Consider the following 15,003-nt stretch of genomic DNA (forward strand, 5'->3'; position numbering starts at 1 on the left):
GAGATTTTGATGACCTCACCGCTGCTTCGTGCCGTCACGGAATTCATCGACAGTCAGGGCGGTGGTGAGGGATATTTCCCCCTGCCCATGACTGGCGCGCATGTCATTCGCGCGTTTCGGGAGGTCGAGGCCAACCATTCGCTCTACCGCCCTTCACTCTGCGTGGTGGTGCAGGGTGAAAAGCAGTTTATGGTCGGAGACGAGAGCCTGCACTACGGCACCATGCAAGCGCTGGTTGTCAGCGTGGACCTGCCGGCCTGCGGGCGCATCATCGCGGCCAGCCCGGAGTTGCCATTTCTCGGTGTGACCGTTGAGTTCGACCCGGCAGTCCTGCGCGACGTGCTCAACAGCATCGACGATCCTCCGCGCATTTCCGATCGCGACGGGCCGGCCATGTTCATCGCCGATGTCGAGGCAGCGCTGGCCGATTGCATCGTCCGGCTCGTCGGGCTCGCCGCCAACCCGCGCGCCATTCCGGTGCTCTACCCCGCCATCCTCAGGGAAATATACTATTGGCTGCTCACCGGCCCGCATGGCAACGATATTTGCCGGCTGGCCCTGCCCGAAACGCATCTGGCCCGCGTGGCCAAGGCGATCTGGCTGCTGCGCGAGAACTTCGCGCAGGCCCTGCCGGTCGAGCGTCTGGCCTCGACGGCCGGCATGAGCTTGTCCTCTTTCCATCACCACTTCAAGACGTTGACCAGCATGAGCCCGCTGCAGTTCCAGAAGAAGCTGCGCCTGCTCGAGGCGAGGCGCCTGCTGCTTTCAGACGCCGTCACTGTCACCGATGCCGCCTACCGCGTCGGTTATGAAAGTACCTCGCAGTTCAGCCGCGAATACTCCCGGACGTTCGGCGTACCGCCCAAGCGCGACAGCATGAACCTGCGCGCAAGCGAGGTAGAACAGGCCTCAGCCTGACGGCTGGAGGATCAGGCAAGTTTTCTCGAAGTTTCGGCATGGAGAGCCGACGCTTTGCCGGTCAAGTTGTCCTCACCAACACGGCCCGGCCCATTGCGGATAGGGTCTCGCACCCCAGGAGTGAGGAAAGACAATGAGCAAGTGGACCACACAGAACATGCCCTCGCAGGCCGGCCGCACGGCAGTCGTGACCGGTACGGGCGGCATCGGCTTTGAGGATGCACTGGCCCTCGCCAAGGCCAAAGCCAATGTCATTATTGCAGGCCGCAATCCCGACAAGGGCGCTGAAGCCGTCGCCCGCATTCGGCAGACCGCGCCGGGCGCTAGAATCCGGTTTGGCCAAGTGGATCTGGGGAACCTCGTCTCGATCGCCCGCTTCGCGCAACAGCTGGCCGCCGAGGAAGACCAGGTGGATCTGCTCATAAACAACGCTGGCGTGATGATGCCTCCCAAGCGGCAGGTGACGAGCGATGGTTTCGAACTGCAGCTGGGTACCAATCACCTAGGCCATTTCGCCCTTACTGCCCACCTGCTGCCCCTGCTCAAGAAGGGTAAACGACCTCGTGTGATCAGCCTGGGCAGTGTCGCTGCCCGCAACGGCGCCATCGACTTTGCGGACCTGCAGGCCGAGCGCGCCTATAACCCGATGAAGGTCTATAGCCAGTCCAAACTCGCCTGCATCATGTTCGCTTTCGAACTCAGCCGGCGCAGCCGGCAGGCGGGCTGGGGTATAGAAAGCCTTGCCGCCCATCCGGGCATTTCCCGCACCGATCTCATCCCCAACCAGGCGAGCCGCTGGAGCTTCAACGGCATCATGCGCCACGCCATGCCCTTCTTGTTCCAGCCGGCCTCGCAGGGCGCCTTGCCGACGCTTTACGCCGCCACCGATCCGCAGGCGCAGGATGGCGGCCATTATGGACCCGACGGGCTCGGCGGCACGCGTGGCTACCCCACTCTCGAACGTCCACCCGAGCGAGCCCAGGATATCGCCGTTGCGGCCCGGCTGTGGGAGATCTCCGAACAGCTCACTAAAACAAGCTTCCGTTAAGGCGTAACCGCTTCACCAGCGCGAGACCTGGGCTTCGTGCTAGGCCCGGCCATAGCGCCGCAGCGGCATGGCGAACCAGTTCCTCCAGCGCGACACTTTGGCGCGAGCAATGTCGTTGCGGTTGCACGCGATGCGCATAGGCTCGATCCTCTCGATGGCGACGTCAAATTGCGCTCGCGACAATGCCTATGTGGTCCTGTGCAAGCACTTCGATACGGGGATCGATATCGTGATCGACTTCGTCTCGGGCGCCCTCGCCAACCACGTACTGACCGTCGCGACCAGCGAAGGAGGTTCGCGCCTAAGCGAGCCGCGCTTGCGCTATGTACAGCCTGGCACGATGCCGGGTTATGAGATCGCAATCCGGGCTCGATCCACTCCCCGCCCTTCACTCCGAGCGTCTCACCGGAGAAGAGTTTTTTCGGCCCGCTCAGTGTTTCCCCATCGATATTGGAACTGTCATATTTCCGAAACACGACTGTCACGGGGGCTACATAGCGTCCGCCCGACCCGAACCCCGGAGGCAAAATGTTTCGTCGCACCTTTACGTCAACTCTTGCTGTCGCGCTCTGCGCAAGCACGGCAATGGCCCAAGACCTGCCGCAGGCCAATTCGGAATATTTCACCGCTGCTCAGGAGCTCCTCGCCGAACGTATCGCTGCGGAAAATAACACCAGGCCCGCCAAGAACGTGATCCTGTTCGTCGCCGACGGTATGGGCGTTGGCACCAATTACGGCATCCGCCTCTTCGAGGGACAGCAGCAGGGAATGCTGGGCGAAGAGCACAATCTTCCTCACGATCTTTTCCGCCACTCGGCTCTTATCAAGACCTACAACATCAACGCCCAGACCCCTGACTCGGCCCCGACTGCCGGCGCAATGAACACCGGCGCCAAGCAGGTGTTCAACACCATCAACCTTGATGAAACCGCAGTCTTCGACGACTGCTCCAGCGAGCAGCCGCTGGCGCTGTTCTCGGAGATGATGTCGGATGCCGGGCGTTCCGTCGGCTTCGTTGCCTCGCCGTCGGTGGCTCACGCCACTCCGGCTGCTGTTTATGCCCGAACTGCGAACCGCAACTGGTTCCACGATGCGCCTGAAGGCTGCCGCGACATCGCGACCCAGCTTGTTGACCAGATGGAGGCTGGCGTCATCGACGTCGCGCTCGGTGGTGGCGCCCGCGACTTCGCCGGTGAAGGCGTAGCCGTCGAAAAGGGCACCGGCCGCCGCCCCGATGGTCAGAACCTGCTCGAGCGTATCGCAGGCCTTGACGTGCAATATGTTTTTGACGCTGAAACCCTTGCGGCGTCTGATCGCAGCCAGCCCGTGATCGGGCTTTTCGCTAATGCCGACATGGCTTACGAGCATGACCGTCCGGACACCGAGCCATCGCTGACCGACATGACGATTGCGGCCATCGAGCATCTGTCGACCAATGAAGAAGGCTACTACCTCATGGTGGAAGCTGGTCGCGTCGATCATGCGCTGCATGGCGGCAACGCCTACCGCGCTTTCGAAGACGGCGTGCAGTTCGCTGAAGCAATTCGCGCTGCCCAGGAAATGGTCGACGAGGACACCCTGATCATCGTGACCGCCGACCACGAACACGTCATCAGCTTCCAGGGCTATTGCGGCCGCGGCAGCTCGGTGGTGGGCCTTTGCATGGACATCTCTGATGATCAGATCGAGCATTCGGGTGAGCCTGTGCTTGCAGCGGACGGCCTGCCCTACACCGTCGTGACCTTCGGCAACGGCGCCGGTTCGGTTCTGATCGAACAGGAAGATGGCACCTATTCGGGTTCACGTCCGGAACTGACCCAGGAAGAAGTCACCGATCCCGATTACCTGCAGCAGGCCCTGATCCCGATGACCTCCGAAACCCACTCGGGTGTCGACGTTGCCCTTTGGGCCACCGGCCCTTGGGCGCACCTGTTCGGTGGCACCATGGATCAGGAAACCATCTTCCACGTCATGCACCATGCCGTTTTCGGTGCACAGGACGCCGCACAGTAAACTTTGTTCTCACAACGTTTAGAGGGGCCGCTTTGCCGGCCCCTTTTTCATCCAACTGTCACAAAACTCGACAGCGCTTTTGGTAGAACCCGAGCCTAAACCGGCAAAGGAGTGTTTCATGAACCGACGCGGATTTCTTGCTACCGCCAGCGGCGCGGTGCTGGCAGCCCCTTTCCTCACCAGAACAACGCTGGCTGCAGAGCCGCGAGTACGCCTGCGCGAACTCTACAATAACGATATGAGCTTCACCGAATTTGCCACTGAGAACGAGGGCATCCGCGTTGCCATCGAGGGCTTCATGGCGCCCCCTCTCAAGGCCGACTCGAGCTTCTACGTTTTGACTAACCGCCCCATGGCAGTGTGCCCCTTCTGTTCGGACGCGGCTGAATGGCCCAACGACATTCTGGCGGTTTATGCGCAGCGCGTGGTCAACGTGATCCCGTTCAACGTCAAGATCATCACCCGCGGCACCCTGTCTTTGGGGACTTACACCGATCCTGAACTGGGTTTTGTCAGCCGCGTGCGCTTGATGGATGCGGTGCAGGAACGCGCCTGACGCCAGGCCAACTCGAACCTAAGCAAATGGCGGGCGCGCTGCGATGACCCTGGGCCTCACGATCAACGCGCTTGCAGTCACCGCTGCCTCCGGGCGCATGCTGCTCGATGTGCCTAAGCTCCACCTTGCTCCCGGCTCCTGCCTTGGCGTGCGGGGCCCGTCCGGCGCCGGCAAGTCCACCTTCTTGTTCTCGCTGGCTGGCTTGATCGAGAACGCCAGTGGCGCCGTCACCTGGGGCGAAACAAACCTGCTGCAAATGCCGGCCGGAGCGCGCGCCGCCTTTCGCCGCCGATCGGTGGGCATGGTGTTCCAGGATTTTCTTCTTTTTGAGGAATTGTCTGCCTCGGCCAACGCCGCTCTTTCCGGCGCCTATTCTGACCCCGCCCACCAAAAGGCGATCGAAAGCAAAGCAGAAGAGGTGCTGACCCGGCTCGGTATCTCTCATGGCGCGCGCACCGTGGACAGTTTTTCCGGCGGCGAGCGCCAGCGCGTCGCCATCGCCCGGGCGCTTGCATCAGATCCGGCCGTTATTCTGGCCGACGAGCCGACCGCGAGCCTTGATCGCAAAACGGCTGATGCGTTGATCGACGATCTGCTTGCGCTGGTGCGCGACACCGGCAAGACGCTGGTCGCCGTCAGCCACGATCCGGCCGTCTACACCCGCATGGATCGCGTTATCGAGATCGTCGACGGACGCATCGCTACCGATGAGGCGGCCCGATGAACCCGCTTGGCCCTCTATACCGCGCTATTGAATGGATGCCCATCGCCGCCCAGGATGCGGTAGTGCTCCTTGTCCTGCTTCTGCCGGCGCTCGTGGTCGGCGGCCTGGTGATTTTTGGCTACCGCCCGTTCTCCCTCGTGCGCGCCATGCTGTGGCGCTTCCGCTGGACCAATCTGCTCTTCATCGGCCTGATTGCCGTTTCCGTCGGTATCGGAGTTGGGCTGATCGCGCAGGAGCGCGGCTTGCGCCAGGGCACCGCCCGCGCTGCCGATCCGTTTGATCTGATTGTCGCAGCCCCGGGCAGCGAAATTACCATGTTGTTTGCAGCCGTTTACCTGCAGCCTTCAGATGTGCCTTTGCTGTCCGGCGACACCTATCAAAGCATCGCCACGGCGGAAAACGTCTCGCTCGCCGCACCGATCGCCTTTGGGGACAGCTACAACGCCTATCCCATTGTGGGATCGACCCCTCAATTCGTGACGCATATGTCGCCCGCGCTGGTCGAGGGTGCGATGTTCAGGGGCCATGCCGATGCGGTGATCGGCTCGGGCGTCGATCTGACAATTGGCGCGACTTTTACGCCAGCTCATGGGGTGGGTGACGCCGTCGAACACGACGCCCATGCGCAGTTCAAATACACGGTTGTTGGCCGCATGCAACCCACCGGCAGCCCTTGGGATCGTTCCATCGTGGTGCCGGTGGAGGCCGTTTGGGAAGTCCATGGCCTTGCCAACGGCCACGCGCCCGAACGGGCCGATCAACTCGGCCCGCCGTTTGATCCGGACTATTTCCCGGGCACACCGGCGGTGCTAGTTTCCGCGGAGCAGCTTTATGCCAACTACGCGCTGCGCGCGCAGTTTCAAACCGCCGAGACAATGGCGTTCTTCCCCGGCGCAGTCCTCGCTTCCCTTCATGGCCTCATGGGCGATGTCCGCCAGGTGATGAGCGTGATGGCGGTAATCACCCAGGTACTGGTCACGACGGGCGTTCTTGTCGGGCTCGTCATTCTGATGCGCCTGTTTGCCCGGCGGCTGGCACTCTTGCGTGCTCTGGGCGCTCCGTCGCGATTCGTGTTCTCGGTGGTCTGGTCCTATGCGGCAACGCTGATCTTCATTGGCGCAGTCGCCGGCGTCGGCGTCGGCTTTCTGGCCGCTGCCATCATCTCCCGCGTCGTGACGGCGCAAACCGACATCCTGGTCAACGCCACGCTGTCATGGCCTGAATTTCACCTTGTGGCAGGATTCATCAGCCTCACGGTGCTGCTGGCCCTGGTGCCGGCCTTCATCGCCCTGTCGCGCCCGGTCATTACGGACCTGCGCAGCTGATTTCCTATTTTATATGAGACTCTACATGATCCGAGCTTGCCTGATCGTCCTCGCCTTACTCGCCACCACCATCATGGCGCAGGGTACATACGCCCATGGCGAGGCACACCAGGATCATGACGATCATGTTGTCGAGGCAGATGGCGTTCGAGCGACCCACGCCTGGGCAAATGCCACCACAGGTTCCACCGCGCTGGTCTATGTGGAGCTCGAGAACATCTCCGAAAGCGCCGTTACACTGACCGGAGCGGAGACCGAGCTTGCGGCTTCCGCGCAGCTGGTCGGACTTGAGAACACCGGTGGTGAATTGGTCTATACCGTCATTCCTCAGATGCCGATCGCTGCAGGCTCGAAAATGGTACTTTCGCCCAATGGTCTGGCGATCCGGCTGGAGGGCCTCACCGCGCCTTTGGTGCATGGCGAGCACTTTCACATCGAGATCGCGTTAGGTGACGTGCATCTCGATACGGCCGTGGAAATTGAATCGGCAACGGCCACCCAGCACAGCCATGCCGGCCACCAGCACTAAAGGCGACAGCTAAGGCGATAGGAGCTCTAGCAGGTGTGCGGCTTGATCTGGATCTCCCCAGTCCACCGCACCTTGCTTCCGAAACAACACCGCCCCATTGACGTCGACCACGAGAGTGCTTGGATAGCCAAGGATCGTCAACGCGGTGCCCACATTGCCCTTAACCTGCCGATAAGTTGGCAGATCAACGTCCAGATCGTCCAGGAAGGCGTCGATATTGATCATGCTCATGGTGTCGATGGAGACCAGCACCAGCTGTTCTTCGAGCCCATAAGCATCTGCAAATGCCTCAAGCTCGGGCAACTCCTCGCGGCACGGCCTGCACCATGTTGCCCAAAGGTGCAGAATGGTCTTTGCGCCGATCAAGCGATCCAGGCGCGTAGTCTCTGACCTATCGTTTTCAACCCTAACTGTCGACAGATCAACCTGAGTTGGCTGCGCAGATGCCCCTATGGGCAGCGTCAAGAGAGCGAAGGCGAGTGTGCTGTATCTGAGCATGCCCTTTTGTACTTCACGCGTGAGTCCCCCTCATGACAGCTTGTGCCTCAAGCGAACCCGCCATGTGCGCTCCGGAAGACGGCTCTTCTGGAGTCAATGGCGTCAGCAATAACCGGCGTTGCCATTTAGAGCAAAGATGCCCTTTTAAGAGACATTGTTGCGCGGGCGCTGGAAACGAGGGCCTCGCCGAAATTTCCACCTGACCGGGACACCTACGGCTTCGCGGCCGAGGCCGAGCGCGCAATGCGGAATGTCCTCAAGACCATCATCAACCTACCACGCTCAACGACGAATGGCAGTTTTACCGCCGCTTCACGGCGACCCGGTTTGATGGACTGAGTCCGCGAGGCGGCGCCGGCGTCGTCACCGCTTCCATCGCGGCCGCTTCTGGTGCCACGTACAATCCACAGATTAGACTTCAGAAAGTGCCGCTGGCAGCCGCCCTGTCGCAATAGAATGTAATGCTTCGATGTCCCTGCAGCGCTGAAGCCGGGGTGTCTGGGGAGACCGCATTTTTAGGGCTTTTTGACCGCTCTCGATTTGTTTTCCCCGATTGCAATCAAGGCGATCTGCTTCGCTTCGAGGGCAACTTTCCCGCACTGGGCTACAAGGAAAAGGATGTCTGACGCGCACTGGGGTGGGAGATCAAAGATGGACGAACAGCGCCCGCCAATCCTCCCTTTCACCGCTGAAACCGCAGCGCTCAAGGTACGCCGTGCTGAGGATGCCTGGAACGGGAAAAACCCGCTCCACGTATCACTGGCCTACACGCCCGATCCATGGTGGCGGAACCGCTCCGAATTCCTGATCGGCCGGAACACCACTGTTACCTTTCTCACGCGCAAATGGCCCGAGGAGCACAACTACCGGCTGATCAAGGAGGTCTGGGCCTTTACCGGCAACCAGGTCGCCGTCCGCTTCGCCTATGAGTGGCACGATGCCGATGGCAACTCGTTTCGCTCGCATGGCAATGAGCAATGGCGGTTCGACGCTCACGGACTGATGGAGCGGCGCGAAGCTTCCATCAACGATCTTCCCATCCAAGAAAGCGACCGCCGCTTCCTCTGGCAAGGAGAACGGCGACCCGACGACCACCCCGGCCTCACTGCGTTAGGCTGTAAGCTAACCATCGACGACGATGCGCCCCATCCCAGCCCTTCGCGAGCCCTTGTCGCTCCCTGAAAGCGTACAACGTGCCTGCCCAGCCGATGAGCACTAGCCGCCAAAGGTAATCCTACAATTCCGAATAGCGCAGGCGCATAGGCCGGAACGCGACTTCGAATCCGGCCACGCCAGGCGAGGGCCTCTGTCTTCCGTTTACTGCGGCACTGTAACGACTACGGGCGTCCCTACGGTTGAAAAGTTTTGCGAGACCTACATCAGCTTCGGAGAACTGGTAAAGTCTGGGGTATGCCGGTGGGGCGAAAATTTGACCGCAAAATGGAAAGTAGAGATAGTTCCGGCGTATGCGCGCCCCGCATGCATATTCTACTTCAGGAGCCATTTTTCGATCGCGGCCTGAGATTTGTGGGAGGTCGAAAAGCCTGGGGTCGCGCAGTGCGCGGCTCATGCTTTTTGTCCGATGTCAGATTTCGTGAGATTGCATATCCGGCCAATGCGCCATTTAAGTCAAACCAGATGGCAAGATCGGCAAGGCTAACACCAAGAAAACCGGGTTTTTCCTACTGACTTGGCCAAAACCAATCGGAATTCAACACCCTCCTTAGTTTTTTGAACCGATCCCGCGCCGCTATCTGCACAAACGGGTTGTGCCCATGGTTAAAATGCGGCAACTTTCTGGCAAATGGGGGACGTACCGCTGGATGTAGATCTGAAGCGACCGACCATCGTGCTGTTCGATCTCGATGGAACATTGGTGCACCACGTCAATCCGCGCGTCTTGCAGGCGCTCGAATTCCTAGACGATTGCTCGCATCGCGCGGGCCGCCTCGTGGCGCGATTCCGGCTCATGCGCCGGCAGCGTTCAGGCGTGCCGCCCAAGATGCCGAAGCTCTTGATGCACCGCGCATTGCACAAGGTGCGACGCAAGTCCGTCGAGGAAATGCTCGAGCCGTGCGAAACGTTGCGTGCCGTTCTGTCGCGGCTGCGCGAGGAAGGCGTGGTACTCGGGGTCGTCAGCAACGGGCTCGGGCGGGGCTATGGCCACGACGTTCTCGAGGCCTTCGATCTCAAGAAGTACTTTTCAGCCTTTGTGTTCCGCGAAGATGTCAGCCGCGGCAAGCCTTGGCCTGACTCGATCCTTGCGGCTCTCGATGGCATCGGACGCAACGTGCGGCAACGTGATGTGATCTGGTATATCGGGGACCAGCGCAAGGATGTCGATGCGGCCCTTGCGGCTTCGGCAAAGCTGAAGCGCCCTGTTACCCCGGTCGCCTTGGGACCTCGCGCAGCCCTGCGCACCCTAGACGGAGACTGCCCCAACCTGCAGGTGATGTGGTCTGCGTCCGATCTTGAGCGGCATGTGGCAGCGCTTTTCCCGCAACCCTGCGCAGACGAGGCATTCGGCCCCTTCCCTGTGGCTACGGCCTGAGCGCAAAGCGTCTTAGAAATCAAAGCCCATCTGATTGGCCGCCGGGACGGGTGCGGGCTGCGGCGGCGCGGGTTCGCGCGAAGGCGTGGCTTTTGCCTTCTTTATCACCAGCTTGTCACTTGCCGGCTCGCCAACGGTTTTTGGCACCGGCTTGGCCTTGACTGCTTGCGGTTCCCTCAGCGCAAGCAGGTCGATGAACGACCGCGCAGCTTCGAGCTTGGCAGGTTTGAAAGCGTAGAGGTTTTCCCTGCCCTTCTTTACTTCGGCCACAAGGCCTGCCGTCTTGAGCACGCGTAAATGCCGGGAAATGGCGGGCCGGCTGATCGAGAAGCCTTCGGTCAGAACATGCACCGGTTTGGGCCCATCACGCAAAATCTCGAGAATGCGATAGCGCGTTGCGTCGGCCAGTGCCGAGTAAAGCGAAATGGGTGGCTTGGGCTTCTTGGTCATGCTGGAACGCCTACGTAACTCGCCCGTTACAGGTCAAGCGAGGCGACCATTTCTGCACCGGAATCCTCGCTCCAAAAGAGCATGCGCGGCCTTGGCCTTGATCCGCATCTATCAGTTAATCTCGCGCCGGCAGAATGCCGGCACGCAGGAGATCAGACCATGATCGAGCAAGAGCCGAAGAGCTATTGCTGGTGGAGCCGGCAGCAGCGGCCATTCACCCCAGCCGAAGTGATCGTGGATGCGGCCGTGCATATCCTGGGTCTGGTGGTGGCTGTGGCGGCAGGAGCGGTGTTGCTGACCCTGGCTTCACTGCGCACTGCACCCGAGGCACTGCCGCATCTTCTGGTTTATGTCTCGACACTGGTGGTCGTGCTCGGCGTCTCGCTGGCCTACAATATGGCGCCGGTTTCACCCATCAAGCGGCTTCTGGCGCGCTTCGACCAGGCAGCGATTTTTCTTTTTATCGCCGGGTCCTATACCCCGTTCCTGGCCGTGTTGGGCGGCACGACGGCCGGAGCGGTGATGATGAGTCTGGTATGGGGTGCCTCGCTTGTCGGCATGGCGCTGAAGCTGATCGTCCCGCATCGGTTCGGACGGCTCGCTATCGTTCTTTATCTTGCCATTGGCTGGAGCGGCATCATGGTGTTTCAGGCGCTCGCCCAGGAACTGCCCGCCTCGACGCTCTGGTTGCTGCTCGCGGGTGGGGTGACCTATTCGGCCGGGATCATCTTCCACCTCTGGGAGAAGCTGAAGTTCCAGAATGCCTTATGGCATGTCTTCGTGGTCGCCGGCGCGAGCCTGCACCTTTGGGCCGTGATCGACTGCATGGTGATCGCGCGGCTCTAGGCGCTATTCGGCTGCCGGAATCCGGTCGTGCGAGACGGTGTCGCCCGCTTCGATGCCGAGCTCGACGCTGCGTCCGCCTGGGATTTCAAGAACGAACTGGACCGGGCCATCGGAAGGGATGGATGTCACGTCGTGCGGGCGGGCATTGACGTGGACATTGGCGATGACGCCATCGGCACGGATGAACACCATGTCGAGCGGAATGAAAGTGTTACGCATCCAGAACGAGACATCGCGCTCGGCCAGAAAATCGAACAGCATGCCGGCATCGGGCGCCAGCTCCTGACGATACATCAGGCCCTTGGCGCGGCTTTCCGGGGTGTCGACGATCTCGACGGTGAACCTGTGTTCGCCAGTGTCGCTATGGACCGTCAGCTGGCGCTCGTCGCTGCAGGCAGCGAGCGGCATGCTGACGCTGAGCACGGCAAGGGCGGCGGCAAAGCCTCGCATCATGATGGTCATCTGAGGCCTATCCGTAACATTTGGCGAACGCTTGCGCCGGTTATCTCAAATCAATGCGACGAGGGTGCGTCGCCCCAGCCATCGGGCCTGATTTCGGCGACCATCAGGCCCTTGGGGCCATTGCCGTAGCGCACGAGAACGAACTGGCCAGGCCGCAATTCAGTGATGCCGAAGCGCCGCAGCGTTTCCATATGCACGAAAATATCGGGCGTGCCCTCGCCTGCCGACAGGAAGCCGAAGCCGCGAATGCGGTTGAACCATTTCACCTCGAGCCGCACCATGGACGAGCTGGGCTCGACAGTGACGTGGGTGCGCGGGCTGGGCATCTGCGCAGGGTGACGCGCGGTCGATTCGTCCATGGAAACGATGCGAAACGCCTGCAGGCCGCCCGGGCGATTGAGCGCCTCGACGACGATACGCGCGCCTTCATAGGCCGTCTGATAACCATCGCGGCGCAGGCACGTGACATGCAACAGCACATCGGCCTTGCCATCATCGGGAACGATGAACCCGAACCCCTTGCCCGCATCGAACCACTTGATCGTGCCAGCGACTTCGATCGTATCCAGACCGGCTCCGTCCTGTCTTGGTGACAGGTTTTCGCGCTGATCCCGCTCGGATTCACGCGACGGATTGGCGGAATCACCGCTCTCGCCGTTGGTATTGACCCCCATGCCCCTACGCCTTTTTGCAACTCCCGCACGGTGCGGGTACTCCGACTAGACCGGTGCACTCTGTCCGATTCAGCATCAAAAGTTAAGAAGGTGTTGCGAATTTGTTGCCGCCGGTCCGCTTGCGGGACAGTTCAGGGCTTGTTAGGGCCACAACAGAATCATCCAAGCGGAGGCTGAATTGAAATATCTGCACACCATGGTGCGCGTCACCAATGTCGAGGAGAGCCTCAGGTTCTACTGTGAAGGCCTCGGCCTTGAAGAAGTGCGCCGCACCGAAAACGAGAAAGGCCGCTTTACGCTGATCTTCCTGCGCGCGCCGGGCGATCAGGCCGGTGAAGTCGAGCTGACCTATAACTGGGATCCGGAGGCCTATACCGGCGGTCGCAATTTCGGGCATCTCGCCTATCGGGTCAAAGACATCTATGCGCTTTGCCAGCACCTGTCGGATATGGGCGTGACGATCAACCGCCCGCCGCGCGACGGTCACATGGCGTTCGTGCGCTCGCCCGACGGAATTTCGGTCGAGCTGATCCAGGATGGCACCCTGCCCCCGCAGGAGCCTTGGGCCTCCATGCCGAATACAGGCGTTTGGTGATCCCCCGGCGCTGACCTGAGCAACGGGGCGTCCCAAGCAGGCGCTCCGGGCTAGCGTTTACCTCTCGCTAACCGTGCGGGTTAGCGGGAGGTTAGCGAAACAATTCTAATTTTAGCGACTGAATCCACCGCCCCATTGTCTGTGGCTGAACTGCCACAGTGGCCGTTCGGGAAGGTCGCCATGCTTCGCCTCATTCGCCTCTGTTTCGCTATCGTCGGTCTTGCAGGAGCGATCGCCGCCTGCGTACCCATGGCCATGTTCGCCTCCGGCAGCGGGTCGGGCTATAGCGGACTGCGCTCGGACTGGGGCACCTATGTCACCTCCAGCACCGTCAATGCCTTCTGCCTGTCGCCCAAGCTGCGATTCCTGATCTGGGAATTCGAGGGGCACTTCGGCAAGAAGGTGGTGATGAACTCAGGCTATCGCGACGCTCACCACAACAGTGCAGCGGGCGGGGCCGAACGTTCCTATCACACCAAATGCATGGCCGCGGACTTCTACATCCCCGGCGTCGACAAGCAGCGGCTGATTGCCTTTGCCATGCGCACCGGCAGCGTGGGCGGGCTCGGCTGCTATCCCGGCCGCAAGTTTATCCACGTGGACGTGCGCGACCGGCCGCGCGGCTATAATCGCCCCGTCACATTCTCAGGCTGTTGATAACTTTTGGTTTTCTGAAAAAATCTCGAAAACCGAACGAGGGGGGTTGCGCAGCTCAAAAGCTCCCTCTATACGACACCCAGCGTTGAGCGCGCCCTTCGTCTATCGGTTAGGACGGCACCCTTTCACGGTGCAGAGAGGGGTTCGATTCCCCTAGGGCGTACCACGCTTCCCCCACCTTGTAGTTGGGAAAGCAGGTTGGCTCAGGCGCTCAAACTGTTCAGGCGCCCATCGTCTAGCGGTCAGGACGACGCCCTCTCACGGCGTAAACAGGGGTTCGATTCCCCTTGGGCGTACCAACAGGTTTGGCACCAGATTTCCTTTCCCTCCAGTGTTGATCGCGGTCGGCAGAGCTTTTGCGTTGAGCGCGCGACCTGACGGGTCCCCAGCGATTCCCCTCAGACGATTCGCCTTGGTATTTCTCCGCTTGAGGACGTCTGATGCCGGAGAGGCAGATTATTTCTGCCGCCAGGCTTATCTGCCCTCTTCCGTACTAACCGCAGCCCGGCCGAGGTCGGTCAGGGTATAGATCCCACGGCTTTGGCGGGTGAACCAGCCATAGACATTGCTTTGCAGGATCGTTGGTGCCCTGGGGACGAGGATTTTGAGCTGCTTGGGGCTCTGAGGGCCGTTGAGCAAGGCGGTGGCGCAGAGAATGCAGTCCTGGCGGTAGGCGGTCATGATGGGCTTGCCGCGCCCCCCGCCCACCTGCGGGTCGCCAACGCGGCGCTTGTGCTCCTCGACAAGGCGCGAACGCTTTTTTGCGTCGCGACGCGGCGTTGCGGCAAAGGGAGCGACGACAATGTCTACGGTGCCGTTGGCCGCGACGGTCAACAGGCCAAAGCCAAGCCGCCGGCAGAGATTGCGAAAGCGGGCGTCCTGCTCGCGCCCCTTGCCGGTCTTTGACAGACGCGCAGCAAGCCAGACCTCGTCGCAGAAGGCTGCCCGTTGGACACCCTGCATGACGAGTTCGAGATTGAAGGTCAGCTTCATCTCACAGATGACTACCACCTGCGGATCACCATCCCAGACACCCACGAGATCGCAGCCATTGACCTCGCCTTTGACGGTATATCCGGCCTTTTCCATGAAAGCCTTGAGGGGAAGATAAAGGTCGGTTTCTGCCATGGGCCAAATCGGTTCTGTCGTCTCGCCTG

Annotated in this window: 18 protein-coding genes and 2 tRNA genes; 14 read left to right on the forward strand and 6 right to left on the reverse strand. The window is 60.8% G+C overall.

Annotation, left to right across the window (positions count from 1 at the left end):
* Positions 1-9: 9 nt before the first annotated feature.
* Together BM364_RS09710 and BM364_RS09715 are read left to right on the forward strand one after the other, a co-directional pair.
* Complete coding sequence (locus tag BM364_RS09710) at positions 10-918, forward strand: AraC family transcriptional regulator (RefSeq protein WP_092424064.1); 909 nt, start codon at positions 10-12, stop codon at positions 916-918.
* A 133-nt stretch (positions 919-1,051) separates the two neighbouring features.
* On the forward strand, positions 1,052-1,966 hold the full coding sequence (locus BM364_RS09715; protein WP_092424066.1) for an SDR family oxidoreductase: 915 nt from the start codon (positions 1,052-1,054) through the stop codon (positions 1,964-1,966).
* 39 nt (positions 1,967-2,005) lie between these two features.
* On the opposite strand, the gene BM364_RS18490 is transcribed toward BM364_RS09715, so the two are convergent.
* Complete coding sequence (locus BM364_RS18490) at positions 2,006-2,149, reverse strand: hypothetical protein (RefSeq protein WP_175528552.1); 144 nt, start codon at positions 2,147-2,149, stop codon at positions 2,006-2,008.
* A gap of 345 nt (positions 2,150-2,494) precedes the next feature.
* Between BM364_RS18490 and BM364_RS09720 the strand changes: the two genes are divergently transcribed.
* From BM364_RS09720 to BM364_RS09740, 5 genes are all read left to right on the forward strand, one after another.
* Positions 2,495-3,979, forward strand: coding sequence for an alkaline phosphatase (locus BM364_RS09720; RefSeq protein WP_092424068.1), 1,485 nt, complete (start codon positions 2,495-2,497; stop codon positions 3,977-3,979).
* Between the two features lie 118 nt (positions 3,980-4,097).
* A complete protein-coding gene (locus tag BM364_RS09725) occupies positions 4,098-4,535 on the forward strand; it encodes a hypothetical protein (RefSeq protein ID WP_092424070.1) in 438 nt (145 codons plus the stop codon).
* Between the two features lie 43 nt (positions 4,536-4,578).
* The gene (locus BM364_RS09730; protein ID WP_092424072.1) at positions 4,579-5,259 is read left to right on the forward strand and encodes an ABC transporter ATP-binding protein; all 681 of its coding nucleotides are present in this window, start codon (positions 4,579-4,581) and stop codon (positions 5,257-5,259) included.
* Positions 5,256-6,584, forward strand: a complete 1,329-nt coding sequence (locus tag BM364_RS09735; protein ID WP_092424074.1) for an FtsX-like permease family protein — start codon at positions 5,256-5,258, stop codon at positions 6,582-6,584. Before BM364_RS09730 ends, BM364_RS09735 begins: the two co-directional genes overlap by 4 nt.
* A gap of 25 nt (positions 6,585-6,609) precedes the next feature.
* Entirely contained in the window at positions 6,610-7,113 is a 504-nt protein-coding gene (locus tag BM364_RS09740; RefSeq protein WP_175528553.1) for a copper chaperone PCu(A)C, read from the forward strand.
* Between the two features lie 9 nt (positions 7,114-7,122).
* Here the strand turns inward: BM364_RS09740 and BM364_RS09745 are convergent, their stop codons facing one another.
* Positions 7,123-7,611, reverse strand: coding sequence for a TlpA disulfide reductase family protein (locus BM364_RS09745; protein ID WP_092424078.1), 489 nt, complete (start codon positions 7,609-7,611; stop codon positions 7,123-7,125).
* Positions 7,612-8,262: 651 nt separating this feature from the next.
* On the opposite strand from BM364_RS09745, the gene BM364_RS09750 reads away from it, so the two are divergent.
* Both BM364_RS09750 and BM364_RS09755 read left to right on the forward strand, forming a co-directional pair.
* Positions 8,263-8,793 (forward strand): nuclear transport factor 2 family protein, encoded by a 531-nt coding sequence (locus BM364_RS09750; RefSeq protein ID WP_092424080.1) that lies wholly within the window; start codon positions 8,263-8,265, stop codon positions 8,791-8,793.
* Between the two features lie 622 nt (positions 8,794-9,415).
* Positions 9,416-10,162 carry an HAD hydrolase-like protein gene (locus tag BM364_RS09755; protein ID WP_092424082.1) on the forward strand — a complete coding sequence of 249 codons (747 nt, stop codon included), beginning with the start codon at positions 9,416-9,418 and terminating at the stop codon, positions 10,160-10,162.
* A gap of 12 nt (positions 10,163-10,174) precedes the next feature.
* On the opposite strand, the gene BM364_RS09760 is transcribed toward BM364_RS09755, so the two are convergent.
* On the reverse strand, positions 10,175-10,612 hold the full coding sequence (locus BM364_RS09760) for an ArsR/SmtB family transcription factor (RefSeq protein WP_092424084.1): 438 nt from the start codon (positions 10,610-10,612) through the stop codon (positions 10,175-10,177).
* A gap of 159 nt (positions 10,613-10,771) precedes the next feature.
* Between BM364_RS09760 and trhA the strand changes: the two genes are divergently transcribed.
* The gene (gene trhA / locus BM364_RS09765; RefSeq protein WP_092425268.1) at positions 10,772-11,458 is read left to right on the forward strand and encodes a PAQR family membrane homeostasis protein TrhA; all 687 of its coding nucleotides are present in this window, start codon (positions 10,772-10,774) and stop codon (positions 11,456-11,458) included.
* 3 nt (positions 11,459-11,461) lie between these two features.
* Here the strand turns inward: trhA and BM364_RS09770 are convergent, their stop codons facing one another.
* Together BM364_RS09770 and BM364_RS09775 are read right to left on the reverse strand one after the other, a co-directional pair.
* Complete coding sequence (locus tag BM364_RS09770) at positions 11,462-11,920, reverse strand: DUF192 domain-containing protein (protein WP_092424086.1); 459 nt, start codon at positions 11,918-11,920, stop codon at positions 11,462-11,464.
* A gap of 50 nt (positions 11,921-11,970) precedes the next feature.
* On the reverse strand, positions 11,971-12,594 hold the full coding sequence (locus tag BM364_RS09775) for a cold-shock protein (RefSeq protein ID WP_092424088.1): 624 nt from the start codon (positions 12,592-12,594) through the stop codon (positions 11,971-11,973).
* Between the two features lie 178 nt (positions 12,595-12,772).
* Between BM364_RS09775 and BM364_RS09780 the strand changes: the two genes are divergently transcribed.
* The 4 genes from BM364_RS09780 (at position 12,773) to BM364_RS09795 (ending at position 14,145) form a co-directional block, all read left to right on the forward strand.
* Positions 12,773-13,189 carry a VOC family protein gene (locus BM364_RS09780; RefSeq protein ID WP_092424090.1) on the forward strand — a complete coding sequence of 139 codons (417 nt, stop codon included), beginning with the start codon at positions 12,773-12,775 and terminating at the stop codon, positions 13,187-13,189.
* A gap of 180 nt (positions 13,190-13,369) precedes the next feature.
* The gene (locus tag BM364_RS09785; protein ID WP_092424091.1) at positions 13,370-13,846 is read left to right on the forward strand and encodes a YcbK family protein; all 477 of its coding nucleotides are present in this window, start codon (positions 13,370-13,372) and stop codon (positions 13,844-13,846) included.
* Between the two features lie 91 nt (positions 13,847-13,937).
* Positions 13,938-14,012: transfer RNA gene (locus BM364_RS09790), tRNA-Glu, on the forward strand.
* Between the two features lie 58 nt (positions 14,013-14,070).
* Positions 14,071-14,145 (forward strand) — tRNA-Glu (locus BM364_RS09795).
* Between the two features lie 175 nt (positions 14,146-14,320).
* On the opposite strand, the gene BM364_RS09800 is transcribed toward BM364_RS09795, so the two are convergent.
* Positions 14,321-14,974, reverse strand: a complete 654-nt coding sequence (locus BM364_RS09800; RefSeq protein WP_092424092.1) for a DUF2161 domain-containing phosphodiesterase — start codon at positions 14,972-14,974, stop codon at positions 14,321-14,323.
* Positions 14,975-15,003 lie beyond the last annotated feature (29 nt).

The sequence above is a fragment of the Devosia crocina genome (assembly GCF_900116545.1).
In the GTDB taxonomy this organism is placed as follows: Bacteria; Pseudomonadota; Alphaproteobacteria; order Rhizobiales; family Devosiaceae; genus Devosia; species Devosia crocina.